This is a genomic window from Burkholderia mycopellens (assembly GCF_964265025.1).
Taxonomy (GTDB): Bacteria; Pseudomonadota; Gammaproteobacteria; order Burkholderiales; family Burkholderiaceae; genus Burkholderia.
Window position 1 is genome coordinate 3,557,116 of sequence record NZ_OZ183802.1, and the last position, 23,637, is coordinate 3,580,752.

Below are 23,637 nucleotides of genomic sequence, written 5' to 3' on the forward strand. Positions count from 1 at the left end.
TCAGACGCCGGCCGTCTCGGTCGCCGCGACCTCACCGCCGCCCTTCAGCGCCTGGCGCAGCTTGTTGCGGTCGAGCTCCTTCTCCCAGGCAGACACGACGACCGTCGCCACGCCGTTGCCGACGATGTTGGTCAGCGCGCGGCATTCGCTCATGAAGCGGTCGATGCCGAGGATCAGCACCATGCCCGACAGCGGGATCGTCGGCACGACGGCCAGCGTCGCGGCGAGCGTGATGAAGCCCGCGCCCGTGACGCCGCTCGCGCCCTTCGACGTCAGCATCGCGACGGCCAGCAGCGTGAGCTGCTGCATCCACGTCAGTTCGATGTTGGTCGCCTGCGCGATGAACAGCACGGCCATCGTCATGTAGATGTTGGTGCCGTCGAGGTTGAACGAATAGCCGGTCGGCACGACGAGGCCGACGACCGAGCGCGAGCAGCCGGCCTTCTCGAGCTTTTCCATCAGTTGCGGCAGCGCGGCTTCCGACGAGCTCGTGCCGAGCACGATCAGCAGCTCTTCCTTGATGTAGGACACGAAGCGGATGATCGAGAAGCCCGTGACGCGCGCGATCGTGCCGAGCACGACGAGCACGAACACGACCGACGTCAGGTAGAACGTGCCGATCAGCTTGAGCAGCGGCACCAGCGAGCCGACGCCGTACTTGCCGATCGTGAACGCCATCGCGCCGAACGCGCCGATCGGCGCCAGCTTCGTGACGATGTGCACGATGCCGAACAGCACGCGCGTGAGCCCGTCGATGAAGTCGGTCACGACGCGGCCGCGCTCGCCGAGGTGCGCGAGTACGCTGCCGAACAGCAGTGCGATCAGCAGGATCTGCAGGATCTCGCCCTGTGCGAACGCATCGACCATCGTGTTCGGGATGATGTGCATCAGGAAGTCGACCGTCGACTGCCCGTGCGCCTTCGCCGCGTACGACGCAACGGCCTTGCCGTCGAGCGTCGCCGGATCGATGTTGAAGCCGACGCCCGGACGCAGGATGTGCGTGGCCGCGAGGCCGAGCACCAGCGCGAAGGTCGACACGACCTCGAAGTACAGCAGCGCCTTGCCGCCGACGCGACCTACCTTCTTCATGTCCTCCATGCCGGCGATGCCGGTCACGACCGTACAGAAGATGATCGGGCCGATCACCATCTTGATCAGCTTGATGAAGCCGTCGCCGAGCGGCTTCATGTCGGTGGCGAGCGCCGGGTAGTAGTGACCGAGGATCACGCCGACGATGATGGCGAAGATCACCTGCACATAGAGCACTTTGTAGAAGGGTTTCTTCTTCACGATGGTTCCTGCAGAAGTAGATGAGCCGATGGAAACGGCGTCACGCGCGCAGGCGAATGCCAGGGGAGTCATTCGCCCGCGCGGCTGCCGTGCCGCAACAAGCGATGCCTCAAGACATCCGGAGGGGGAGGAAGGCAGTGGTCATCGATTGTCTCCTGTGGACCCAGGCCGGCGCTTCGGCGCTTACCGGGTCTCATGCAACGCTTGGTTTAATAGTCCGGCCGGGGGATGGCCGTGCGATTTATAACGCAAGGTCGATGCCAGGTTTCCGTAACCCGTCAAGCCATTGTTTTCATTGTATTTCTCATAATGCGGCAGGCAAGGAAATCCGGTATTCCGGATTTCCGGAAAATATCCGTCCGGCGATCCGGACGGATATGCTCATCCGTCGGATCAATCAGTGCTGCACGGCGCGGCCGGCCAGCACGCCCGTCTGCGCGTAGAACTCCTGCTGCGCGAAGGCCTCGCGCTCGCGCCGGGCGCGCTCGCCGCGATCCGCGAGCGAGCCGGCGACGATCCCGACGAACGCGAGCGGCACCGACACGAGCGCCGGGTTGTCGAGGAACACCGGCGCGTGTGCGTGATGCAGCACGTCGACCCACACCGACTTCGACAGCACCGTGAGCGTGACCGCCGACCCGAGGCCGAGGCCACCGCCGAGCACCGCGCCGCGCGTGGTCATCCCGCGCCAGAAGATCGACATCGCGAGCACCGGGAAATTCGCGCTCGCGGCCACCGCCGCGACGAGGCCGACCATGAACGCGACGTTCACATGCTCGAACAGGATCGACAGCCCGATCGCGACCGCCGACAGCGCGATCGTCGCCGCGCGCGAGATGCGCATCTCGACGCGTTCGTCGGGCTTGCCGCGCGCCCACATCTGCGCATAGAGGTCGTGCGAGATCGTCGTCGCGCCGGCGAGCGTCAGGCCCGCGACCACCGCGAGGATCGTCGCGAACGTGACGGCCGCGATGAAGCCGTAGAACCAGTTCCCGCCGACCGCCTGCGCAAGCTTCACCGCGACCATGTTCGAGCCGCCGAGCAGGTCGTGCGTGAGGTTGAACGTGCCGTTCGCGCCGAGCTTGAAGAACTCCGGATGCTGCGCGAGCAGCACGATCGCCGAGAAGCCGATCACGAAGGTCAGCAGGTAGAAGTAGCCGATGAAGCCGGTTGCGTACAGCACCGACTTGCGGGCTTCCTTCGCGTTCGGCACGGTGAAGAAGCGCATCAGGATGTGCGGAAAGCCGGCCGTGCCGAACATCAGCGCGATGCCGAGCGACAGCGCGTTGGCCGGATCGCGAATCAGCTTGCCGGGGCCCATGATCGACAACGCGCCCGGATGCACGGCCACCGCGCGGCGGAACATCTCGTCGATGCTGAAGCCGAATTCGCCGAGCGCGAGCACGACGAGCAGCGTCGCGCCGCACAGCAGCAGCACGGCCTTGATCACCTGCACCCAGGTGGTCGCGGTCATCCCGCCGAAGAACACGTACACGACCATCAGCACGCCGACGATCAGCTCGGCCGTGCCGTACGACAGCCCGAACAGCAGCTGGATCAGCTTGCCCGCGCCGACCATCTGCACGACGAGGTACAGCACGACGATCGTGAGCGAATTCGCGGACGTCAGCAGCCGGATCGGCCGCTGCGCGAAGCGGTACGCGACGACGTCGACGAACGTGAACTTGCCGAGGTTGCGCAGCGGCTCGGCGATCAGGAACATCACGAACGGCCAGCCGACCAGAAAGCCGATCGAGTAGATGAGCCCGTCGAAGCCGAACATGAACACCATCCCCGACAGCCCGAGGAACGACGCGGCCGACATGTAGTCGCCCGCGATCGCGAGCCCGTTCTGCAGCCCGGTGATGCCGCCGCCGGCCGTGTAGAAGTCGCGCGTCGAGCGCGTGCGGCGCGCGGCCCAGCGCGTGAGCGCGAGCGTCGCGAACACGAACGCGAAGAACATCCCGATCGCGACCGGGTTCAGCTCGACCTTGTCGGGCATCGGGCCCGCGACCGATACGGCACGCGCGGCGCAAGAAACGAGCGCCAAGGGAACAGCAAGCGCGCCGGGCGCGATCGAAGTATGTCGCATGTCGGCCTCCGTCAAGGGCGCTGCAGGATCGCGTCGACGCGACGGTCGAACGCACGGTTCGCGCGCAGCACGTAGCACGCGGTCAGGCTGATCGCGACCAGGATGATCGCGACGCCCGTGGCGATCCCGACCGTCGTCGTCGCGCCGCGGTACAGCGGCGCGGCGAGCACGTGCGGCGCGAGCGCGACGAGCAGGATGAAGCCGTAGTAGGTCGCGATCATCAGCGCCGTCAGCGTGAAGCTGAAGCGGCGCCGCGCACGCACGAGCTGCTGGTAGTCGCGGCGCGCCGTGACCGATTCGATGACGGAAAGCTCCATGGTGTCTGTCTCCTGTCCCATGCTTGGCGGTCGCCCGGCGCCGGCCCTTCAGCGCCCGCGCCGGTCCCGCCGAATGCCCTCGTCGTGTCGCGAGGGAGGTGTTGTGGATGGCCGGCGCGTCAACCGATCCGCCCGCGCCGCGGCGGAGAAAGGCAATCCGGTGAAAGGAACGATGCGCGCGTCAGACCACGCGCTCGGCACGCAGCCGCGCAACCTCGTCGACCGACATGCCGAGCCAGCCGCCGAGCACCGCCTCCGTATCGGCACCGAGCACCGGCGGCGCACCGCGCACCGGCAATCGCGCGCCGTCGAACCGATACGGCGGCGCAAGCACGTCGACGCCGCCCGCGACCGGGTGCGGCTGCCGCGTGACGAGCCCCGCGCTCGTCGCGCGCTCCGACTTCAGCGCTTCGTGCAGCCCGAGCACTTCGCCGCACGGAATGCCCGCATCGGCGAGCGCCGCGAGCAACGTCGCGCGCGACCGGCGCGCGAGTTCGCCGCGAATCTCGGGCAGCAGGTCCGCACGGTTTTCCGAGCGGCCGAGATTGGTCTTGTATCTCGCGTCGGCCGCGAGGTCGGGCCGTTCGATCGCATCGCAGAAGCGCGCGAACTGCGTGTTGTTGCCGACCGTGATCACGAGCGGGCCGTCGGCCGCGTCGAACACGCCGTACGGCACGATCGACGGATGCGCGTTGCCGTAGCGCGGCGGATCCTCGCCCATCAGCAGCGCGTCGAGCCCGTAGTACGCGGTGATCATCAGCCCGCAGTCGAACAGCGCCATCTCGATGCGCCGCCCGCGCCCCGTCGCATGACGCTCGTACAGCGCGGCGAGGATCGCCTGCGCCGAATACATGCCGGTGAACAGGTCGACCGCCGCGACGCCGAACTTCAGCGGCGGCTGGCCGGCCTCGCCGTTCAGCGCCATCAGCCCGGCCTCGCCCTGCACGACGAGGTCGTAGCCGGGCCGCGCGGCCTCGGCGCCCGAGCGGTCGTAGCCGGAGATCGCGCAGTGCACCAGGCGCGGATTCAGCTTGGCCAGCGCGTCGTAGCCGAGCCCGAGCTTTTCCGCGCCGCCGAACTTGAAGTTGTGAAGCACCACGTCGGCCTGCGCGGCCAGCTCGCGCGCGAGCCGCCGCCCTTCGCCGGTCTGCAGGTCGAGACAGATCGAGCGCTTGCTGCGGTTCACGCTGTTGAAGTAGGTCGTCTCGGTGTCGCCGATCCTCAGGCCCCAGTCGCGCGTGTCGTCGCCGCGCGCCGGATGCTCGACCTTGATTACTTCCGCGCCGAAATCGGCGAGCACCATCGCACACCACGGGCCCGCCAGCACGCGCGAGAAATCGAGCACCTTCACGCCGGCCAGCGGCAATGCGCGCGATTCGTTCGTCATCCTTGTCTCCTCCATTCGCGTCGTTCGCTTTTACTGTTTCGACAGCGCGATGTAGCGCGCGAGATGGTGATCCTCGTCGCCGAGCTGGTGATCGATCATCACGAGGCGCTTCGCGTAGTGCGACAGCGGCAGCTCCCACGTCATCCCGATCCCGCCGTGCAGCTGGATGCTCTCTTCCGCGACGAGCGTGCCGATCCGGCCGATGCTGGTTTTCGCCGCCGCGAGCGCACGTTCACGCACCACGCGCGGCGCATCGAGCTGCGCGGCCGCGTTGATCACGGCCGAACGCGCCTGCTCGACTTCGAGCAGCAGGTCGGCCATCCGGTGCTGCAGCGCCTGGAAGCTGCCGATCGGCATGCCGAACTGCTTGCGGGTGCGCAGGTAGTCGAGCGTGAACGCCTTCGCGACGTCCATCGCGCCGAGCGCTTCCGCCGACAGCGCCAGCAACCCGTAGCCGAGCACGCGTTCGAGCAGCTCGGCGCCGGCTTCACCGTCGTGCGCGCCGAGCGCGGCATCGGCCGGCAGCGCGACGCGTTCGAAGCGCACTTCGGCCGCGCGGCCGCCGTCGATCTTCCGGTAGTCGCGCAGCGATACGCCCGGCGCATCGGCCGGCACGACGAACAGGCCGATGCCGGCCGCATCGTCGTCGCGACCTGACACGCGCGCGCTGACGACGAAGAACGCCGCCTGCGCGGCCTGGTCGACGACGCCCTTCGCGCCCGTCAGCACCCAGCCGTCGCCCGAGCGTTCGGCGCGCGTGCGCACGGTCGTCAGTTCGTAGTGCGAGCCCGGCTCGTCGTGCGCGAACGCGGCGCTCGCGCTGCCGTCGATCAGCGCGGCGAGCCGGTCGCGATGCGCGGCGCCGCCGGCGAGCGACAGCGCGCGGCCCGCGAGCAGCGCGCCGAGGAACGGCTCGACGACGAGCCCGCGCCCGAGGCATTCGAACACCACGGCAATGTCGAAGCCCGCGCCGCCGAACCCGCCGTCGGCTTCGGAAAACAGCGCGCCGACGGTGCCGAGTTCGGCAAAGCGCCGCCACATCGCGCGATCGAAGCCTTCGGCCGACTGCGCGATGCGATCGCGCACCGGAAACGCGTACTGTTCGGCGATGAAGCGGTTCAACGTATCCGCCAGCATCCGGCGGTCTTCTGTGTGCTGGAAATCCATCGTCGCGTCCCTCGTTACAGCCCGAGCATCATCTTCGCGATGATGTTCTTCTGGATCTCGTTCGAGCCGCCGAAGATCGACAGCTTCCGGTTGTTGAAATACTGCTGCGCGGCGCTCGCGGCTTCGTCCGGGCCGACCGGCTCGCCGTCGTAATCGGCATCCAGTGCTTCCTCGACGAACGGCTGCGCATACGGCCCCATCGCGCGCCGCATCAGCGCGGTGATCTCCTGGCGGATCTGCGTGCCGCGGATCTTCAGCATCGAGCTTTCCGCGCCCGGCGCGCCGCCGCCCGCGACCGCGGCCAGCACGCGCAGGTTGGTCGTGCGCATGTTCTCGAGCTCGATCTCGACACGGGCGACGCGCGCCGCGAAGAACGGATCGTCCGCGAGCGGCCGGCCGTTCTTCGTGACCTTCGCGGCGACCGCGCGCAACCGGTCGAGCGCGGCCGTCGAGAAGCCGATGCCGGCGATGTTGGTGCGCTCGTACGTGAGCAGGTATTTCGCGTAGGTCCAGCCGCGGTTCTCTTCACCGACGAGGTTGGCCGCCGGCACGCGCACGTCGGTGAAGAACACCTCGTTCACCTCGTGCTCGCCGTCGAGCGTGACGATCGGGCGAACCTCGACGCCCGGCGTGTTCATGTCGATCAGCAGGAAGCTGATGCCTTCCTGCTTGCGCACGTCGGTCGCGGTGCGCACGAGGCAGAAGATCATGTTCGCGTAGTGGCCGAGCGTGGTCCACGTCTTCTGGCCGTTCACGACGTAGTGCTCGCCCTGCGCGTCGACGCCGCGCACCGCGCTCGTCTTCACCGCCGCGAGATCGGACCCGGCGCCCGGCTCCGAGTAGCCCTGGCACCACCAGTCGGTGCCGTCGAGGATGCGCGGCAGCCAGTGGCGCTTCTGCGCTTCGTTGCCGTACTTGATCAGCACGGGGCCGAGCATGTTCACGCCGAACGGCACGATGCGCGGCGCACCCGCGAGCGCGCATTCGTTGTCGAACAGGAACTTCTGCGCGACGCTCCAGCCGGGGCCGCCGTATTCACGCGGCCAGTGGCTCGCGAGCCAGCCACGCGCGTTGAGGATGGCATGCCATTCGCGCATGTCGTCGCGCGTGAGATGCAGGCCGCCCTTCACCTTGCGCGCGATGCGCGCGGGCAGTTCGGCTTGCAGGAAGCGCTGCACTTGCGTGCGGAAGGCTTCCTCTTCGGGAGTGAAATTGAGGTCCATCTTCGGTCCGTGGCGAATGCGGTGGGCGTTCAGTCGATGCGGTTCAGGCTCGCGAAATCCGCGCCGCGCGCGACGAGATCGACGAGCAGCGGCGACGGCTTCCAGAACAGCGGATCCTCCTTCGCGAACGCGCGGATATCGGCGAGCACGTTCGCGAGGCCGATCGTGTCCGCGTAATGCATCGGGCCGCCGCGATGGCGCGGGAAGCCGTAGCCGTACAGGAACACCGCATCGACATCGAGCGGGCGCAGCGCGATCTTCTCGTGCACGACGTTCGCGCCTTCGTTGATCATCGCGGCGAGGTAGCGGCGCAGGATCTCGTCGTCGGTGAACCGGCGCGGCGTGACGCCCTTCTTCGCGCGCTCTTGCGCGACGATCGTCTCGACTTCCGGGTCCGGCGTGCCGACGCGCGCACCGTCCGGATACAGGTAGTAGCCGCGCGCCGTCTTCTGGCCGAACCAGCCGCGCTCGCACAGCCGGTCGGAAATCTCCACGTAGCGCGCCCGCGGGTCGCGCGTCGCCGCGCGGCGCTTGCGGGTCGCCCAGCCGATGTCGCCGCCCGCGAGATCGACGACCTGGAACGGCCCCATCGGGAAGCCGAATTCGCGCACCGCGCGATCGATCTGGTACGGCGACGCGCCGTCTTCCATCAGGTAGTCGGCCGCCGTGCGATAGACGGCGAGGATCCGGTTGCCGATGAAGCCGTCGCACACGCCGGCGCGCACCGGCGTCTTCTTCAACTGCTTCGCGAGCGCGAAAGCGGTCGCGACGACGTCCGCGCTCACGCGCGCCGGCACGACGATCTCGAGCAGCTTCATCACGTTGGCCGGCGAGAAGAAATGCAGGCCGATCACGTCGGCCGGCCGGTCGATGCTCGCAGCCAGCGCGTCGATGTCGAGATACGACGTGTTGGTGGCGAGCACCGCGCCCGGCTTGCACACCCGCGCGAGTTCGGCGAACACGGCCTGCTTCACGGCCATGTCCTCGAACACGGCCTCGATCACGACGTCGGCCTGCGCGAGCGCATCGTACGACGTGCTGCCCTTGAAGCGCGCGAGCCGCGCGGCGTGCGCGGCCGGCGTCATCCGGCCTTTCGCGACGAGGCCGTCGTACACCTTCTCGACGTGCGCGCGGCCACGTGCGAGCGATGCTTCGTCGCGTTCGATCATCGTCACCGGCAGCCCGGCATCGAGCGCCGCGACCGCGATGCCCGCGCCCATCGTGCCGCCGCCGACCACGCCGATGCGCTCGACCGGCCGCGCGCTCGCGCGCCGCGCTTCGGGCGCCTTCGCCGCTTCACGCTCCGCGAAGAACGCATGCACGAGGCCCGCGCGCTGCGGGCTGTCGATGCACTGCAGGAACAGGGTGCGCTCGAGCTTCATCCCCGCGTCGAACGACTGCGTGAGCGCTGCCTCGACCGCGTCGACGATCTTCGCGGGCGAGAACAGGCCGCGCGATTTCTTCGGCAGCTCCGCGCGCGCCGCATCGATCGCGGCCTGCGCGGATGCGCGGTCGGCGAGCCCCTGCGCATCGCGCGTGCGGCGCACCGGCGCGCCGAGCGACACGAGTTCCTGCGCGTAGGCGAGGCCTTCGGCGAGCGTGTCGTCGCTGTGCGCGAGACGGTCGACCAGGCCCAGCGCGAGCGCTTCTTCGGCGCTTGCATGACGGCCCGTCAGCATCAGGTCGAGCGCGGCCTTCGCGCCGATCAGGCGCGGCGCGCGCTGCGTGCCGCCCGCGCCGGGCAGCAGGCCGAGCGTGACTTCGGGCAGCCCGAGCTTCGCGCCGGGCACCGCGAGCCGGTAATGCGCGGCGAGCGCGACCTCGAGGCCGCCGCCGAGCGTCGCGCCGTGCAGCGCGACCACGACCGGCTTCGCGCTGGACTCGATCCGCTCGCAGACATCGGGCAGCGACGGCGGCACCGGCGGCTTGCCGAACTCGCGGATGTCGGCGCCCGCGATGAAGTTGCGGCCGGCGCCGACGATCAGCACCGCGCGGATCGCGTCGTCGGCCTGCGCGGCGTCGAGCGCGTCGGCGAGGCCGCGCCGCACGTCGGCCGACAACGCGTTGACGGGCGGGTGGTCGATCGTGACGACGAGCACCTTGTCGCGCCGCTCGCGCGTGACGATGCCGGCAGGGCTGGTGGGGGAAGCGGGTGAGTTCATCGTGTCTCCTTGACGCGGCGGCCGGTGCGTCGACGCCGGTTCGTGGCTCGCGGCCACGCGAGCGGCGCCGGGGCACCAGCCCCGGTCCCGCACGAAGCGGGACAAGATCCGGCCTGACGCCGGGCATGACCCGATTCTCGATTGATCTAGATTCATTGACAATTCCCGCACGCCTTTACAAGCTGTCAAGTCTGACTTGACATTGAATGCTTTCCGACCGTTAAACGGGACGGATCAGGAGACGCGACGCATGGACCTGAACGCGCTGACGCTGCTCGTCGAGATCCTCGACGCCGGCAATCTCAGCAAGGCCGCGCAGCGGCTCAAGATGAGCCGCGCGAATGTCAGCTACCGGCTGAACCAGCTCGAGCGCTCGATCGGCCAGCAGCTCGTGCGGCGCACGACGCGGCGCATCGAGCCGACCGAAATCGGGCTGAAGCTGTACGAGCACGGCCGGCGCATCCGCAACGAACTGCTCGCCGCGCAGGAATCGGTGACGACGCTCGGCCAGGACCTGCAGGGCCGCGTGCGGCTGTCGGTGCCGAGCGGCTACGGGCAGATGGTGATGTCCGACTGGCTGCTCGCGTTCAAGCGGCTGCATCCCGGGATCGTGCTCGACGTCGTGTTCGAGAACCGCGTGGAAGACCTGATGCGCGACGAAATCGACATCGCGGTGCGCGTGATGCCGGAGCCGCCGCAGAACCTCGTGGCGCGCGACATGGGCGCGGTACGCTACGTCGCGTGCGCGTCGGCCGCATTCGCGGCCGAGCACGGCATGCCGTCAAGCCTCGGCGCGTTGTCGGCCGCTCCCGTCGTCACCGCGACGGTGATGGGCCGGCAGCTCAGGATCGCCGCGTATCTCGGCGACGAGCGCCATGAGGTGCTGCTCGAGCCCACGCTGATTTCGGAGAACTTCCTGTTCCTGCGGCAGGCGATCCTCGGCGGGATCGGCGTCGGCATCGTGCCCGACTACGTGGTGCAGGACGACATCCGGCGCGGCACGGTCGTCACGTCGCTCGACGCGTACCGGCTCAGCATCTTCGGCACGCATATGTACATGCTCTACATGCCGAACCGGCACCACACGCGTGCGACGTCGACGTTCATAGAGTTCATCCTCGAACAGGCCGGAAAGACCGGCCGGGGCGGGCCCGGCGCGATGCGTCAGGGTTTCCTGTCGGGTGACAAGCCGCCGGCCGCGCGGCGACAATAGCGCGCCCGGGGCGGGCAGCCGCGTTGTGCCCGCCCCGTCGCCTCCTTCGAATTCACTGCTGCCGAGGGTTCAATGTTCGACCGGATTCGTCCGCATTCGCGCTCCTGGACGCTGCTCGCCGCCGTCGCGCTCGTCGCGTTCAACACCGGCTGCACGTCCCCGTCCACGCCGTCGTCGGGCGCGGTGGTGCCCGTCGCCGCCGCATCGGGCGCCGCCGTGCCGCTGCCCGGTTTTCATGCGCCCGAGCTGTCGTCCGGCTGGACCGACAAGCCGGGCTGGACCTCGCAGCACTTCATGATCGCGGCCGCGAACCCGCTCGCGACGCAGGCCGGCTACGACATGCTGAAGGCAGGCGGCACCGCGATCGACGCGGCGATCGCGACGCAGATGGTGCTCGCGCTCGTCGAGCCGCAATCGTCGGGGATCGGCGGTGGCGCGTTCCTGCTGTACTTCGACGGCAAGGCGACGCAGGCCTACGACGGCCGCGAAACCGCGCCGGCCGCCGCGACCGATCGCCTGTTCTACGGGCCGACCGGCCAGCCGATGAGCTTCTACGAAGGTGTCGTCGGCGGGCGCTCGGTCGGCACGCCGGGCGTGCTGCGCATGCTCGACGCCGCGCACCGCGCGCACGGCAAGCTGCCGTGGCGACGGCTGTTCCAGCCGGCGATCCGGCTCGCCGAGCACGGCTTCACGATCAGCCCGCGGCTGGCGACGCTGATCGCCAACGACAAGTACCTGAAGAACGACCCGGCCGCGCGCGCGTACTTCTACAACCCGGACGGCACGCCGAAGACGGCCGGCACGGTGCTGAAGAACCCCGCGCTCGCAACCGTGCTGCGCCAGGTCGCCGAGCGCGGCGCGAACGCGTTCTACAGCGGCGCGATCGCGCGCGACATCGTCACGAAGGTGCGCAGGCATCCGACCAACCCGGGCCTGCTGTCGCTGCAGGATCTCGCGCGCTACAAGGCGAAGGTGCGCGCGCCGCTGTGCGCCGACTACCGGCGCTCGGTCGTGTGCGGGATGCCGCCGCCGTCGTCGGGCGGCCTCGCGATCGCGCAGATGCTCGGCATCCTCGAGGCGATGCCCGACTGGCAGCAGATCGGCGCGCAGAAGCCGGTGCGCAACGATGTCGGCTACGAGCCGACGCCGTTCGCCGCGCACCTGTTCAGCGAAGCCGGGCGCCTCGCGTATGCGGACCGCGCGCGCTACGTCGCCGATCCCGATTTCGTGCCGCTGCCGGGCGGAAGCTGGGCGAGCCTCACCGACAAGACCTATCTCGCGCAGCGCGCGCACCTGATCGGCGACAGCAGCATGGGCGTCGCGCAGGCCGGCACGCCGCAGGGCGCGACGCTCGCGATGGCCGACGACCGCAGCCCCGAGTTGCCGTCCACATCCGACATCGCGATCGTCGACCGCTATGGCCAGGCGCTGTCGATGACGACCAGCATCGAGGACGCGTTCGGTTCGCGGCTGATGGTGCGCGGCTTCATGCTGAACAACCAGCTCACCGATTTCTCGTTCGTGTCGAACGACAACGGCCGGCCGGTCGCGAACCGCGTGCAGCCCGGCAAGCGGCCGCGCTCGGCGATGTCGCCGGAGCTCGTGTTCGACAAGAAGACGAAGCAGGTGACGATGGTCGTCGGCTCGGCCGGTGGCCCCGCGATCATCAATCACGTCGCGAAAACGCTGGTCGGCGTGCTCGACTGGGGGATGACGATGCAGCAGGCGATCGCGCTGCCGAACTTCGGGTCGATGAACGGGCCGACGCAGCTCGAACGCGGCCGCGTGTCAGACGCGCTCGCCGACGGGCTGAAGGGTCGCGGGCACGACGTGCAGATCGTCGAGATGAACTCGGGGCTGCAGGGGATCCAGCGGCTGAACGTGCAGGGGCAGACGGTGTGGTTCGGCGGTGCCGATCCGCGGCGGGAAGGGGTGGCGATGGGGGATTGAGCGGTTCCTTGCATGGCGGTGCGACGCGCCGCCGCGATACCGTCCCCCGCCCCGCCGCGACGAAATTCCGACTCGTCCGACAGACGTTGGCCGCCTCCTGTTCGCCCGTCTTGTCCAACTGCGACATCCCGATCGATACGCGATGTCCTGTCCCGTACCGCTAACTTCAATTTCGTAATTGTCTGATCGACGGCGCATCTGCCGCTTCGTATAGTCCCTGACTCGCGTCTCGACCATTCGATCCCGGCGTGCCGTTCGCGGACAACGTTGCAATGTCACGTTGCCCATAGAAGCAAATCGGCATTGACCGTCCGAATGCACGCAATCCATCATTCAGGACTACGATTCATGATACGCCTACTTGCCATCTCCTTCGGCAACGCACGCCCGCACGGTTCGACAAAGCGGCACCCCCGGGCTGCCATCCGCATGTCGGCGCTGGCGCTCTCGATAAGCGCGTTGGTGCCCGGCTACAGCCATGCCGGCGACGATCTCGTGCTCGACAAGCTGATAATCAAAGACAGTACCGGCGGGCAGACGGTCGCGTCGGGTGCCGGCTCGATCGCCATCGGTCCCGGCGCAACGGCAAACGGGGAGACCGGCGGCGACTACTCGGCGATCGCGATCGGCGTGAATTCCGTCGCCGACGGGCGGTCCACCGTTGCCATCGGCGAACAGGCGAACGTTCACGGCGATCGCTCGAGCGCGTTCGGCGTCTCGTCGAACGTCAACGCGAACCGCGCCCTCGCGCTCGGAGCGGACGCGACGGTCACCGCACACGACGCGGTCGCGCTGGGACAGGGCAGCACCGCCGATCGGGCGAACACCGTGTCGATCGGAAAAACAGGCAACGAGCGCCAGCTCGTCAATCTCCGCGCCGGCACGCGCGACACCGATGCGACCAACCTGTCGCAACTCAAGCCCGTCGTCGAAGCGCTCGGCGGCGACGCCACGATCAACGCGGACGGGTCCGTGCGCGGCCCGAACTACAAGATCGACGGCCAGACCTTCACCAATGTCGGCGGTGCTCTGACGAACCTCGACGGGCGCGTCTCGACGACCGAAGCCGACGTCAAGTCGATCCGCTACGACGTCAGCGATCTCGGCAATCGACTCGACAACGGCACAACCGGCCTCGTGCGGCAGGATCCGGCCAGTCTCGCCATCTCGATCGGCGCAGACAAGGGCGGCGCATCGGTCAGTGTCGCCGGCACGAACGGCACGCGCACGCTGACCGGCCTGTCGAACGGCACTGGCGACACCGACGCCGTGACGGTCGCGCAGCTCAAGGCGACCGGCCTGATCGACCCGAACGGCAAGCCGCTCGGCGCGATCGTGTACGACGATCTGACGCTCGGTAGCGCGACGCTCGGCGGTGTTGGCGGCACCTTGCTCAACAACGTCAAGGGAGGCGCAATCGCGGCCGGCAGCATGCAGGCCGTCAACGGTGGGCAACTCTTTGCGATGGAGCAGAAATTCCAGAACAGCGTCGATTCACTGAATTCTCGTCTGACGAAGGTCGAGCAGAACGGCACCGGCGTCAAACCGCCGACGGGCGAGCATGGCAATCAGTTGGCACAGCTCGGCGACGGTTCCGGAGCGACCGGATCGGGTTCGATGGCGCTCGGCCAGAACTCGACCGCCTCAGGCAATGGCAGTGTCGCGATGGGGAACAATGCGAAGGCATCGGGCAATAATTCGGTCGCGCTCGGCGCGAATTCCGTCGCCGATCGCGACGACACGGTATCCGTCGGCGCGCCTGGGCAGGAACGACAGATCACCAACGTCAAGGCCGGCACCGCGCCGACCGATGCCGTGAACGTGCAGCAGTTGAACGACAAGATCGGCAGCGTTCGATCCGACATCGATCACTACCGGCGCGACGCGAGCGGTGGCATCGCGTCCGCCGTCGCGATCGCGAACCTGCCGCAGGCGTCGCTGGCGGGCGAAAGCATGGTATCGGTTGCCGGCGGCACGTACAGCGGTCAGTCGGCCGTCGCATTCGGTCTGTCGACTGCTACCCGCAACGGTCGCTGGGTGGTCAAGGCGTCCGGGTCGACCAATACACGAGGCACCGTGGCAGTCGGCGCAGGCGCAGGCTATCGCTGGTAAGCCGTCGCGGCATGGCTGCGCGCGTCACGCAACAGGAGCCGGGTTCCGATCGATACGGAACCCGGCTCCTTCGGGTTCATTGCGCGGCCGCCGCCGCCACGCGCTGCGCGTGGCACGCGACTAGCCCCGCCCCTTCCACGGCACCACCCGCCGCTCGACCCACCGCATCGCGAGATCGAACAGCCACGCGATCGCGCCGATGATCAGGATGCCCATCACGACGATATCCGTGCGCAGGAAGCTCGATGCGTTGAGCACCATCTGCCCGAGCCCGGCCGTCGCGGCGACCATCTCGGCCGCCACCAGCGTCGTCCAGCCGAAGCCGATCGCGATCCGCAGCCCGGTGAGGATCTCCGGCAGCGAGGCCGGCAGCACCACGTGCCGCACGATCTGCGCGAAGCTGCCGCCAAGCGAATACGCGGCGTTGATCTGCTCGACCGTCGCCGCACGCACGCCGGCACGTGCGGCCATCGCGATCGGCGCGAAGCACGCGAGGAAGATCACGACGAGCTTCGCCGTTTCGTCGATGCCGAACCAGATCACGACGAGCGGCAGGTATGCGAGCGGCGGCAACGGCCGGTAGAACTCCAGCAGCGGATCGAGCACGCCGCGCGCAACGCGGCTCACGCCCATCAGGATGCCGGCCGGCACGCCGATCGCGGTCGCGAGCCCGAACGCGCCGAACACGCGCGCCGCACTCCACAGCAGGTGCTCGGACAACGGCAACCCGCCCTGGATGCGGCCATGCCATGCATCGACGAATGCCGTCCACACGGCTTCCGGTGCGGGCAGGAACAGCGGCGGCAACCACTGGCGATGCGTGGCGACCCACCACAGCACGGCCAGCGCCGCGACCGTCGCCGCGCTCAACCCGGCCGTCTTCCCTTCCCCCGGCAACCGGTAGCGCCGCGACAACGGCGCACGACGTTCCGCCACCCGAGTCCGCGTGGGATCGCCCTGCTCGACACCTGCGGCCGTCGCGTCGGCCGTCCACGAATCCTGCGTGCTCATGCTGTCCTGCCTGTGCAAAGTGCTGATCCGACCGCGTCCGACCGACGCGCCCTGTCGCGCGAGTTCATGCATCACGCGGCCACCTCGGCCGCTTCGTCGCGATGCAGGTACGCGATCAGCCGCTCGCGCCACGCGATGAAATCCGGTGAAGACTTCACCGCCCGCGCATCGCGCGATTCGACGTAGCGGCGCGCGAACGGCAACTCAAACGTTTCCGCGATCCGGCCGGGGCCGGGCGTCATCACGACGAGACGCGTCGCGAGGAATAGCGCCTCCTCGACATCGTGCGTGATGAAGAACACCGTCTTGCCGGTGCGCGCCCACACGTCGAGCACGAGCGCCTGCATCGTGCCGCGCGTCAGCGCGTCGAGCGCGCCCATCGGCTCGTCCATCAGCAGCACGCGCGGGTCGCTCGCGAGCGCGCGCGCGATGCCGACCCGCTGCTGCATCCCGCCCGACAGCTCGTACACCCGCGCATGCGCATGCCCGTCGAGCCCGACGAGCGCGAGCATTTCCCGCGCCCGCGCTTCGCGTTCGGCCTTCGACACGCGCGCGAAGCGCAGCCCGAGCGCGACGTTGTCGAGCACGTTAAGCCACGGCAGCAGCGCGTACTTCTGGAACACGACGCCGCGATCGGCGCCGGGGCCCGTGACCGGCACGCCGTCGACGCGCACCTCACCGGTGGTCGGCGCGACGAAGCCGGCCATGCAGTTCAGCAGCGTCGTCTTCCCGCACCCGGACGCGCCGAGCGCGACGACGAATTCGCCGGCCTCGATGCGCAGGTCGACGCGTGCGAGCGCCTGCGTCGTCGGCCTGCCGCGCTCGCCCGGATAGGCCACCGAAACCTGACGGACTTCCAGCGTACTCATGCTCGGGACTCCGCGATGTTCGCCGCGCTCAGCGCGCGGCCTTCTGCACGAACTGCGGATCGACGCCGGCCGAGTAGTCGGCGAGCACCGTCTGGATCGTGCCTTGCGATTTGAGGAACGTGGCGGTGGCCGCGAGCGACTTCGCGGCGCCCGATTGCGCACCGCCGCCAAGCCACGTCGGCGACGCCTGCTCGGCCGCCGTCGGGAATGCATAGAGCGCGAGGCTGGCCGGCACGTCCTGCGCGTTCGCGCCCGATACCTTCGCGACCGCCGCGACCTGCGGCGAGCCGACCTTCCACGCCGCCGCATGCGCGCGATAGTCGGCATCGGCGGCGGCGAGCACCTTCACGAAACGCGTGACGAACTCGGGGTTCTCGCGCGCGAACTTGCGACTCACGACGAAGCCGTCGAAGGTCGCCTTGCCGCTTTCTTTCGCCACTTGCCCCGACGTGGTCAGCACGGTGCCCGACTGCTTGACCTTCGCGAGCACCGGATCCCAGATGTAGGTCGCGTCGATGTCGCCGCGCGCCCACGCCGCCGCGACTTCGGGCGGGCGCAAGTTGACGATCTTCACGTCGTTCGGATTGACGCCCGCGGCCTGCAGCGCGACGAGCGTGTGGAAATGCGACGTCGACACGAACGGCACGCCGATCTTCCTGCCCTTCAGCGCCGCGATACTCGTGACGCCGGAACCGTTGCGCGCGACGAGCGCCTCGGCGTCGTTGATGTTGTCGAGCACCCAGAACAGCGAGATGTCGAGCCCCTGCGACAGGCCGGCCGCGATCGGGCTCGAGCCGGCTTCGCCGAGCTGCACGGAGCCCGACGCGAGCGCGCGGATCACGTCGGCGCCGCTGTCGAGCTTGCGGAACCTGACCTTGTAGCCGGTTGCCTTTTCGACTTCACCGCTCGCCTGCGCGTAGCGCCACGGCACGACCATGTCCTGGTACGCGATCACGACTTCGCGCGATTCGGCGTGCGCCGCGCCGAGCGCGGCAAAGGCGGTCAGTGCGACGACGGCGCGGCGGATGAAGCTGAAACGGGACATGCGGCTCTCCTTCGGAATGCGGGCATTGCTGCGGGAGAGCCGACTATAGGAGCTTTGCGCGCGGCGGGAGCGAACTTATCGTGCGAAGCTATCGATGCCGTTTCAGCTTTGCTTTCCATGCTGGATTACGTCAGACCGATCATTAAGCGGCGATCGATATGCGCAAGCGCGACCGGGAGCCTCGATGGAACAATTGCCGGTATTGCGACATTGTTACCGAATTCCAGGATGACTTCGGATACATCCTATCCACCCTATATCACAGGCCAATCGCACGCCCCCTTTTTCAAGACAGCGAAGCGCAACACGTATCAGATAAAGACGCAAATTCATTCGTTATATTCGGACTGGCGCACCATCGAATCACACTTCTTTCCAAGCCCCGGAAAATTTCATACAAGTCTTGTATCAATTCAATGCATTGAATGATATTTTACGCCGAGGCATTATATTTTAAAAAACCATTGGACCATATCCACTGCACGAGCATTCCACCAATAGACTTGAAACACACATAAAGCACTCGATTGAGCTTTACCGGAAGCAACACTCAATACCCAACTTTCCGGATCATAAAATCAGCGGAGAACCATGAAAACAAAGTATGATCTGATACAGATGAGAGATGTGTGGATCGACGCCTACACTAACGGCGATATAGATCAACTGAGTTTTGTGGAGAGCCCGCACTTCTTCGTAAAGCGAGGAGACATAATAATCACCAGACACCAACAAATATCTCATATTAAACAACATCTATCCGAGAATACCTGGCGCCGTTTCGATCTAGGCTTCCGGGACGAGACCATAAGAATCACGGAAAGCAAACAATGGGCATCGATTTCGGGTACAAGCTCGATACGACGCGACGGAATGGCACTTATCTGGTTCAACTTTCTGGAACCATGGCTTGCCTGTGATGACCGGTGGCAAATAGCAGCGCTTTGCTATGACGAGAAGAACAGCGAAGACGATACGGCAGAAGATCGATCTAAACCCGAATAAAAGCACTCCGACGCTTTCCGCGATCGGCTTATCGTCGACTGGATAGATGTGAACGCGTCTTCAGATCTCGGGCCATCGGCCCACCATTCACCGATGGCGGCGCTGCGCCGATGTCATTGAGGCACTCGCGAAAATATTCCGGGAAGTTTGCTTTCGCAACGTCCGTGCCGCCGTTATCTCGATCCACCGTCAAAGAAAAGGTAACAACCTTACCCAGGAATCGAGCATTGGGCAAAAACCAACAGAAAAGCCCGCATCGCTGCGGGCTTTTTCGGGTTCGACGAAAGCAACGGCGCTCAGACCACCCCGGCCCCGTGCGCCTGCAGATCCGCATGATAGCTCGACCGCACCATCGCGCCGACCGCCGCGTGCGTGAAGCCCATCTTGTACGCCTCTTCCTCGTACATCTTGAACGTATCCGGATGCACGTACGCACGCACCGGCAGGTGGTGCTCGGACGGCTGCAGGTACTGGCCGATCGTCAGCATGTCGACGTCGTGCGCGCGCAGGTCGCGCATCACCTGCAGGATTTCCTCTTCGGTTTCGCCGAGGCCGACCATCAGGCCCGACTTCGTCGCGACGTCCGGATGCAGCGCCTTGAAATCCTTCAGGAGCTTCAGCGAGTGCGCGTAGTCCGAACCCGGGCGCGCTTCCTTGTACAGGCGCGGCACCGTTTCGAGGTTGTGGTTCATCACGTCCGGCGGCGCGGCGTTCAGGATCGAGATCGCGCGGTCGAGACGGCCGCGGAAGTCCGGCGTCAGGATCTCGATGCGCGTTTCCGGCGACTGCTCGCGCACTTCGCGAATGCACTCGACGAAGTGGCCGGCGCCACCGTCGCGCAGGTCGTCACGGTCGACGCTCGTGATCACCACGTACTTGAGCTTCAGCGCGCCGATCGTGCGCGCGAGGTTCTTCGGCTCGTCCGGATCCAGCGGATCGGGGCGGCCATGGCCGACGTCGCAGAACGGGCAGCGGCGCGTGCACTTGTCGCCCATGATCATGAACGTCGCGGTGCCCTTGCCGAAGCATTCGCCGATGTTCGGGCAGCTCGCTTCCTCGCACACCGTATGCAGGTTGTGCTCGCGCAGGATCGTCTTGATCTCGTTGAAGCGCGAGCTGCCGGTGGCCGCCTTCACGCGGATCCACTCGGGCTTCTTCAGCTTCTCGATCGGAATGACCTTGATCGGGATGCGCGCCGTCTTCGCCTGCGCCTTCTGCTTGGCGGTCGGATCGTAGGCAGCGGTCGCGGCCGAATCGGCCGGTGCGGGAGAAGCGGTAACGTCAGTCATTCGATTGTTCCAGTGCCTGCGGCTTGTCGGCGGCCGCGGATGCGCCGTCGAGGTTGGCGATCAGACGGCGCACCAGCGTATGGGCGACGTCGTTCCAGTCGGCGGCAACCTCGAGGCTCGCCATGTCGACGGTTTCCAGTCCGGCATAGCCGCACGGGTTGATCGCAAGAAACGGGCGCAGATCCATCTTCACGTTCAGGCTCAGCCCGTGATAGCTGCAGCCGTTACGGATCTTCAGGCCGAGGGCCGCGATTTTCGCGCCCTCGTGCACGCCGGATGCCACGTAGATCCCGGGCGCGCCCGCCTTGCGGATCGAAGCGAGATTATACGCCGCGAGGGTTTCGATCACGGCCTCCTCGATCTTCGTCACCAGCGTGCGCACCATCAGCTTGCGCCGGCGCAGGTCCAGCAACAGGTAGGCGACGATCTGGCCGGGGCCGTGGTAAGTGATTTGCCCGCCGCGGTCGACCTTCACGAGCGGCACGCCGCTGTCGGCCACCAGCAGGTGGGCCGGGTCGCCGGCCTGGCCGAGCGTGTAGACGGGCGGGTGCTCGACCAGCCAGATCTCGTCGCCGGTGTCGGCCGTGCGCGTGTCGGTGAACGCGCGCATTGCGTCGAAACTCGCCTCGTAGGTCTCGACGCCCCGCCAGCGCACGGTGACCGGCTGGGCCGGCTGATCCGGTGACCCGGCGGGCGATGCGGAAACGGCTACAGGCGTGGACACGATGGAAACCGGCGAAACGGACATGGGCGGTAGTTTACCGAAAACCCGTAGGTCTCGCCGGCCTGGGAGAGGGGACGGATCGCCGCTATCCGTCGGAGGAAATGATGGTCAGACGGTGCGCCATCCGTCATGGAGCAGCGCGGTCACGCGTTCGCGCAGCCGTGCCAGCCCGCCGAGCGCGACTTCCCGCGGCGGCCGCGACACCGAGAATGCCACGCACGTGCCCTCCCGGCCTTCCGCGCTGAGCCACAGCCGCTCGCCGCGGCGCAGCTTCAGCGTTTCACCGTCGACCAGGAAGTAGTCGTTGACGTCGTTGCTGCGCGTCGCCCACACCGGCCCGCGCTGCACCACCAGCCGCGTGCTGCGTTGCACCTTCATCGGCACGGTTTCGCCCGCGGGGATTTCGAACGTGATGCTTGAAGAAATTTCTTGCATGATCGACTCCGCCAATAAATGCTTCGATGGCTACAATCGTAGTCACTTCAAGGCGTCCGACAAAACGACCAATTTTCACGTCGATGTGAGGAAAATTAGCAAATGGACCTCCGCCAGCTGCCTGCACTGAACGCGATTCGCGCGTTCGAAGCCGCCGCCCGTCACGAGAATTTCTCGCGCGCCGCCGACGAGCTGTTCGTCACGCACGGCGCGGTCAGCCACCAGGTGCGCGCGCTCGAGGAGGAGCTCGGCGTGCAGCTGTTCACGCGCAACGGCAAGCGGCTGTGCCTGACCGACGCGGGCATGCGCTATGCACAACAGATCCGTACCGCGCTGATGGTGATCGCCGATGCGACCCGCGACGTGCGCGCGAGCGACCGCGACCGGCGGCTCGTGGTGTCGATGCTGTCGTCGTTCGCCGCGCGCTTCATCACGCCGCGCATCGGCACGTTCATCGAGCGGCATCCGGAAATCGACGTCGAGCTGCAGTCGACCAACTCGCTCACCGATTTCGCGCGCGACGACGTCGATCTCGCGATCCGCTTCGGCCAAGGCAACTATCCGGGGCTGCATGTCGAGCCGCTGTTCGACGAGGTGTTCTTTCCGGCGTGTGCGCCGACGCTGAACGGCGGCAAGCTGCCGCAAACGCCCGCCGATCTCGTGCACTACACCCTGCTGCGCTCGGACGACGAGCTGTGGCGCCCGTGGTTCGACGCGGCCGGGCTCAAGACGCTGACCGAGCCGAAGCGGGGGATTCTGTACCAGGATTCGTCGAACCTGCTGCTGGCCGCGATCGACGGCCAGGGCATCGCGCTGGTGCGCCGCTCGCTCGCGGTGCACGACCTGCTCGACGGACGCATCGTGCGCCTGTTCGACATCGACGGGCCGAGCCCGTGGCACTATTTCTTCGTGTGTCCGCCGCCGCTGCTGAATGCACCGCGCGTGCAGGCGTTCCGGAACTGGCTGTTCGAGGAAGTCGCCGAATACAAGCGGCTGTGCGACGAGCTGGACGCGCGGCGCGCGGCGGGGAAGCGTCCCGCCGAGTGCGCGCAGGAAGGAGGATGGAGGGCGCTTAGAGCACAACCTTGACCATCGGATGGCCGGTCAGTGCGCGGTAGATGTTGTCGAGCTGTTCTTGGCTCGTCGCCCGCACGGTGATCGTGAGGCCCGTGTAATTACCGCCGCTCGACGCACGCTCCTCGATCTTCTCGACATCGATCTCGTTGTCGTGAACGGCCACGACCTTGAAGATCGTGTCCTTGAACTCGGGGTGCGCCTTGCCCATGATCTTGATCGGGAAATCGCACGGGAACTCCAGCAGCGACTCCTTCCGGGTATCGATCGCGCCGGTCACCTCGATGGTTTTGGTCGGTTCGCTCATCATTTTCTCCGGGTTAGGTCAAACTGTTCAAACTCGCGCGCCTTCGCGCGCTGGTACGCGTCATACAACGCCGCGAACACGGGGCCAGGCTTGCCGCCCTGCACGGGCAGATCGTCGAGCGACGTGACGGGCAGCACTTCCTTCGTGGCCGACGTGATCATGATTTCGTCGGCCGCGCGCAACTCCACTTCGCTGATCTCGCGTGCAACGAACGGGATCTTGCATTCATCCGCCAGTTCCTCGATCAGCGCGTAGCGGATCCCCTCGAGGATCTTGTTGCTGCGCGGCGGTGCGAGCAGTTCGCCGTTCTTCACGATCCACACGTTCGACGACGAGCCTTCCGTCAGGTTGCCGTCGCGCAGCTGCAGCGTCTCGAACGCATCGCGTTCGGCCGCATGCTGCGCCATCAACACGTTGCCGAGCAGCGAGATCGACTTGATGTCGCAGTGCAGCCAGCGGCGATCCTCGGCCGTCACGCAGCGCACGCCCTGCGCTCGCTCTTCGGCGGACGGCAGGCGCAGCGGGCTCGTCATCATGAACACCGTCGGCACCGCGTTCGCAGGGAACGCGTGGCCGCGCTTCGCGACGCCGCGCGTCACCTGCAGGTAGACGAGCGCGTTGCCGTCGCCGAGGCCTTCGGCGTTCGCCGCGACCACCCGCTCGATCAGCGCGCGCCAGCCCGCCGCATCGTGCGGGCTCACGATGCCGATCTTCTTCAGGCTGCGCTCGAGCCGCGCCAGATGCTGCTCGATCCGGAACGGCACGTGCGCGCCGTCGTGCGCATAGACGGGAACGACTTCATACACGCCGTCGCCGAAGATGAACCCGCGGTCGAGCACCGGTACGCGGGCTTCCGACAGCGGCACCATTTCCTCCTGCGACGACACGCTGAGGTAGACGATCGGTTCGAATTCGGCTTGGCTCATAACGATGACAGATGGGGATGAAGTCGTGGAAACAAAGGC

20 protein-coding genes are annotated in these 23,637 nt (G+C 67.0%); 5 read left to right on the top strand and 15 right to left on the bottom strand.

Features of this window, described 5'->3' with window-relative positions:
- From ACPTTC_RS16605 to ACPTTC_RS16635, 7 genes are all read right to left on the bottom strand, one after another.
- On the bottom strand, nucleotides 1-1,290 hold the full coding sequence (locus ACPTTC_RS16605) for a dicarboxylate/amino acid:cation symporter (RefSeq protein ID WP_175951439.1): 1,290 nt from the start codon (nucleotides 1,288-1,290) through the stop codon (nucleotides 1-3).
- A gap of 397 nt (nucleotides 1,291-1,687) precedes the next feature.
- Entirely contained in the window at nucleotides 1,688-3,382 is a 1,695-nt protein-coding gene (locus ACPTTC_RS16610; protein ID WP_423393097.1) for a cation acetate symporter, read from the bottom strand.
- Between the two features lie 11 nt (nucleotides 3,383-3,393).
- The gene (locus ACPTTC_RS16615; protein WP_301756409.1) at nucleotides 3,394-3,699 is read right to left on the bottom strand and encodes a DUF485 domain-containing protein; all 306 of its coding nucleotides are present in this window, start codon (nucleotides 3,697-3,699) and stop codon (nucleotides 3,394-3,396) included.
- Between the two features lie 181 nt (nucleotides 3,700-3,880).
- Nucleotides 3,881-5,086 (bottom strand): CaiB/BaiF CoA transferase family protein, encoded by a 1,206-nt coding sequence (locus ACPTTC_RS16620; RefSeq protein WP_423393098.1) that lies wholly within the window; start codon nucleotides 5,084-5,086, stop codon nucleotides 3,881-3,883.
- Between the two features lie 30 nt (nucleotides 5,087-5,116).
- A complete protein-coding gene (locus ACPTTC_RS16625) occupies nucleotides 5,117-6,253 on the bottom strand; it encodes an acyl-CoA dehydrogenase family protein (RefSeq protein WP_423393099.1) in 1,137 nt (378 codons plus the stop codon).
- Between the two features lie 14 nt (nucleotides 6,254-6,267).
- Nucleotides 6,268-7,476: an acyl-CoA dehydrogenase family protein gene (locus ACPTTC_RS16630; protein ID WP_423393100.1), complete on the bottom strand. Its 1,209-nt coding sequence runs from the start codon at nucleotides 7,474-7,476 to the stop codon at nucleotides 6,268-6,270.
- A 29-nt stretch (nucleotides 7,477-7,505) separates the two neighbouring features.
- A complete protein-coding gene (locus ACPTTC_RS16635; protein WP_423393101.1) occupies nucleotides 7,506-9,638 on the bottom strand; it encodes a 3-hydroxyacyl-CoA dehydrogenase NAD-binding domain-containing protein in 2,133 nt (710 codons plus the stop codon).
- A 250-nt stretch (nucleotides 9,639-9,888) separates the two neighbouring features.
- On the opposite strand from ACPTTC_RS16635, the gene ACPTTC_RS16640 reads away from it, so the two are divergent.
- The 3 genes from ACPTTC_RS16640 to ACPTTC_RS16650 all read left to right on the top strand — a co-directional run bounded on the left by ACPTTC_RS16640 (nucleotide 9,889) and on the right by ACPTTC_RS16650 (nucleotide 14,913).
- Nucleotides 9,889-10,851 (top strand): LysR family transcriptional regulator, encoded by a 963-nt coding sequence (locus ACPTTC_RS16640; RefSeq protein WP_175951432.1) that lies wholly within the window; start codon nucleotides 9,889-9,891, stop codon nucleotides 10,849-10,851.
- A gap of 72 nt (nucleotides 10,852-10,923) precedes the next feature.
- A complete protein-coding gene (gene ggt, locus ACPTTC_RS16645; RefSeq protein ID WP_423393102.1) occupies nucleotides 10,924-12,801 on the top strand; it encodes a gamma-glutamyltransferase in 1,878 nt (625 codons plus the stop codon).
- 267 nt (nucleotides 12,802-13,068) lie between these two features.
- Complete coding sequence (locus ACPTTC_RS16650; RefSeq protein ID WP_423393103.1) at nucleotides 13,069-14,913, top strand: YadA family autotransporter adhesin; 1,845 nt, start codon at nucleotides 13,069-13,071, stop codon at nucleotides 14,911-14,913.
- 120 nt (nucleotides 14,914-15,033) lie between these two features.
- Here the strand turns inward: ACPTTC_RS16650 and ACPTTC_RS16655 are convergent, their stop codons facing one another.
- The 3 genes from ACPTTC_RS16655 to tauA are packed head-to-tail and all read right to left on the bottom strand — an operon-like array spanning nucleotide 15,034 to nucleotide 17,838.
- The gene (locus ACPTTC_RS16655; RefSeq protein WP_423393372.1) at nucleotides 15,034-15,996 is read right to left on the bottom strand and encodes an ABC transporter permease subunit; all 963 of its coding nucleotides are present in this window, start codon (nucleotides 15,994-15,996) and stop codon (nucleotides 15,034-15,036) included.
- Nucleotides 15,996-16,793, bottom strand: coding sequence for a taurine ABC transporter ATP-binding protein (locus ACPTTC_RS16660; protein WP_423393104.1), 798 nt, complete (start codon nucleotides 16,791-16,793; stop codon nucleotides 15,996-15,998). The genes ACPTTC_RS16655 and ACPTTC_RS16660 overlap by 1 nt, the downstream gene beginning before the upstream one ends.
- Before the next feature lie 28 nt (nucleotides 16,794-16,821).
- Entirely contained in the window at nucleotides 16,822-17,838 is a 1,017-nt protein-coding gene (tauA, locus tag ACPTTC_RS16665; protein WP_175951428.1) for a taurine ABC transporter substrate-binding protein, read from the bottom strand.
- A gap of 591 nt (nucleotides 17,839-18,429) precedes the next feature.
- Here tauA and ACPTTC_RS16670 point away from each other — a divergent pair.
- Nucleotides 18,430-18,843, top strand: coding sequence for a hypothetical protein (locus ACPTTC_RS16670; protein ID WP_423393105.1), 414 nt, complete (start codon nucleotides 18,430-18,432; stop codon nucleotides 18,841-18,843).
- Between the two features lie 296 nt (nucleotides 18,844-19,139).
- Here ACPTTC_RS16670 and lipA read toward each other — a convergent pair whose 3' ends face one another.
- The 3 genes from lipA to ACPTTC_RS16685 form a co-directional block, all read right to left on the bottom strand.
- Nucleotides 19,140-20,132, bottom strand: coding sequence for a lipoyl synthase (gene lipA, locus ACPTTC_RS16675; RefSeq protein WP_175951427.1), 993 nt, complete (start codon nucleotides 20,130-20,132; stop codon nucleotides 19,140-19,142).
- Nucleotides 20,125-20,880, bottom strand: coding sequence for a lipoyl(octanoyl) transferase LipB (gene lipB / locus ACPTTC_RS16680; RefSeq protein ID WP_423393106.1), 756 nt, complete (start codon nucleotides 20,878-20,880; stop codon nucleotides 20,125-20,127). Before lipB ends, lipA begins: the two co-directional genes overlap by 8 nt.
- Nucleotides 20,881-20,964: 84 nt before the next feature.
- Nucleotides 20,965-21,291 carry a DUF2917 domain-containing protein gene (locus ACPTTC_RS16685; protein ID WP_174974766.1) on the bottom strand — a complete coding sequence of 109 codons (327 nt, stop codon included), beginning with the start codon at nucleotides 21,289-21,291 and terminating at the stop codon, nucleotides 20,965-20,967.
- A gap of 102 nt (nucleotides 21,292-21,393) precedes the next feature.
- Here ACPTTC_RS16685 and ACPTTC_RS16690 point away from each other — a divergent pair, with 102 nt between their 5' ends.
- Nucleotides 21,394-22,380, top strand: a complete 987-nt coding sequence (locus ACPTTC_RS16690) for a transcriptional regulator GcvA (protein WP_226201000.1) — start codon at nucleotides 21,394-21,396, stop codon at nucleotides 22,378-22,380.
- On the opposite strand, the gene ACPTTC_RS16695 is transcribed toward ACPTTC_RS16690, so the two are convergent.
- Nucleotides 22,364-22,672: an HP0495 family protein gene (locus ACPTTC_RS16695; protein ID WP_011353335.1), complete on the bottom strand. Its 309-nt coding sequence runs from the start codon at nucleotides 22,670-22,672 to the stop codon at nucleotides 22,364-22,366. The genes ACPTTC_RS16690 and ACPTTC_RS16695 overlap by 17 nt on opposite strands.
- Nucleotides 22,672-23,598 carry a D-amino acid aminotransferase gene (locus tag ACPTTC_RS16700; protein ID WP_423393107.1) on the bottom strand — a complete coding sequence of 309 codons (927 nt, stop codon included), beginning with the start codon at nucleotides 23,596-23,598 and terminating at the stop codon, nucleotides 22,672-22,674. The genes ACPTTC_RS16695 and ACPTTC_RS16700 overlap by 1 nt, the downstream gene beginning before the upstream one ends.
- Nucleotides 23,599-23,637 lie beyond the last annotated feature (39 nt).

What these genes read in the sequence shown, in the direction of transcription:
- ACPTTC_RS16610 (WP_423393097.1), bottom strand. Translation starts at nt 3,382, where the DNA reads ATGCGACATACTTCGATCGCGCCCGGCGCGCTTGCTGTTCCCTTGGCG.
- ACPTTC_RS16615 (WP_301756409.1), bottom strand. Translation starts at nt 3,699, where the DNA reads ATGGAGCTTTCCGTCATCGAATCGGTCACGGCGCGCCGCGACTACCAG.
- ACPTTC_RS16620 (WP_423393098.1), bottom strand. Translation starts at nt 5,086, where the DNA reads ATGACGAACGAATCGCGCGCATTGCCGCTGGCCGGCGTGAAGGTGCTC.
- ACPTTC_RS16625 (WP_423393099.1), bottom strand. Translation starts at nt 6,253, where the DNA reads ATGGATTTCCAGCACACAGAAGACCGCCGGATGCTGGCGGATACGTTG.
- ACPTTC_RS16630 (WP_423393100.1), bottom strand. Translation starts at nt 7,476, where the DNA reads ATGGACCTCAATTTCACTCCCGAAGAGGAAGCCTTCCGCACGCAAGTG.
- ACPTTC_RS16635 (WP_423393101.1), bottom strand. Translation starts at nt 9,638, where the DNA reads ATGAACTCACCCGCTTCCCCCACCAGCCCTGCCGGCATCGTCACGCGC.
- ACPTTC_RS16640 (WP_175951432.1), top strand. Translation starts at nt 9,889, where the DNA reads ATGGACCTGAACGCGCTGACGCTGCTCGTCGAGATCCTCGACGCCGGC.
- ggt (WP_423393102.1), top strand. Translation starts at nt 10,924, where the DNA reads ATGTTCGACCGGATTCGTCCGCATTCGCGCTCCTGGACGCTGCTCGCC.
- ACPTTC_RS16655 (WP_423393372.1), bottom strand. Translation starts at nt 15,996, where the DNA reads ATGCATGAACTCGCGCGACAGGGCGCGTCGGTCGGACGCGGTCGGATC.
- ACPTTC_RS16660 (WP_423393104.1), bottom strand. Translation starts at nt 16,793, where the DNA reads ATGAGTACGCTGGAAGTCCGTCAGGTTTCGGTGGCCTATCCGGGCGAG.
- tauA (WP_175951428.1), bottom strand. Translation starts at nt 17,838, where the DNA reads ATGTCCCGTTTCAGCTTCATCCGCCGCGCCGTCGTCGCACTGACCGCC.
- ACPTTC_RS16670 (WP_423393105.1), top strand. Translation starts at nt 18,430, where the DNA reads ATGAAAACAAAGTATGATCTGATACAGATGAGAGATGTGTGGATCGAC.
- lipA (WP_175951427.1), bottom strand. Translation starts at nt 20,132, where the DNA reads ATGACTGACGTTACCGCTTCTCCCGCACCGGCCGATTCGGCCGCGACC.
- lipB (WP_423393106.1), bottom strand. Translation starts at nt 20,880, where the DNA reads ATGTCCGTTTCGCCGGTTTCCATCGTGTCCACGCCTGTAGCCGTTTCC.
- ACPTTC_RS16685 (WP_174974766.1), bottom strand. Translation starts at nt 21,291, where the DNA reads ATGCAAGAAATTTCTTCAAGCATCACGTTCGAAATCCCCGCGGGCGAA.
- ACPTTC_RS16690 (WP_226201000.1), top strand. Translation starts at nt 21,394, where the DNA reads ATGGACCTCCGCCAGCTGCCTGCACTGAACGCGATTCGCGCGTTCGAA.
- ACPTTC_RS16695 (WP_011353335.1), bottom strand. Translation starts at nt 22,672, where the DNA reads ATGAGCGAACCGACCAAAACCATCGAGGTGACCGGCGCGATCGATACC.
- ACPTTC_RS16700 (WP_423393107.1), bottom strand. Translation starts at nt 23,598, where the DNA reads ATGAGCCAAGCCGAATTCGAACCGATCGTCTACCTCAGCGTGTCGTCG.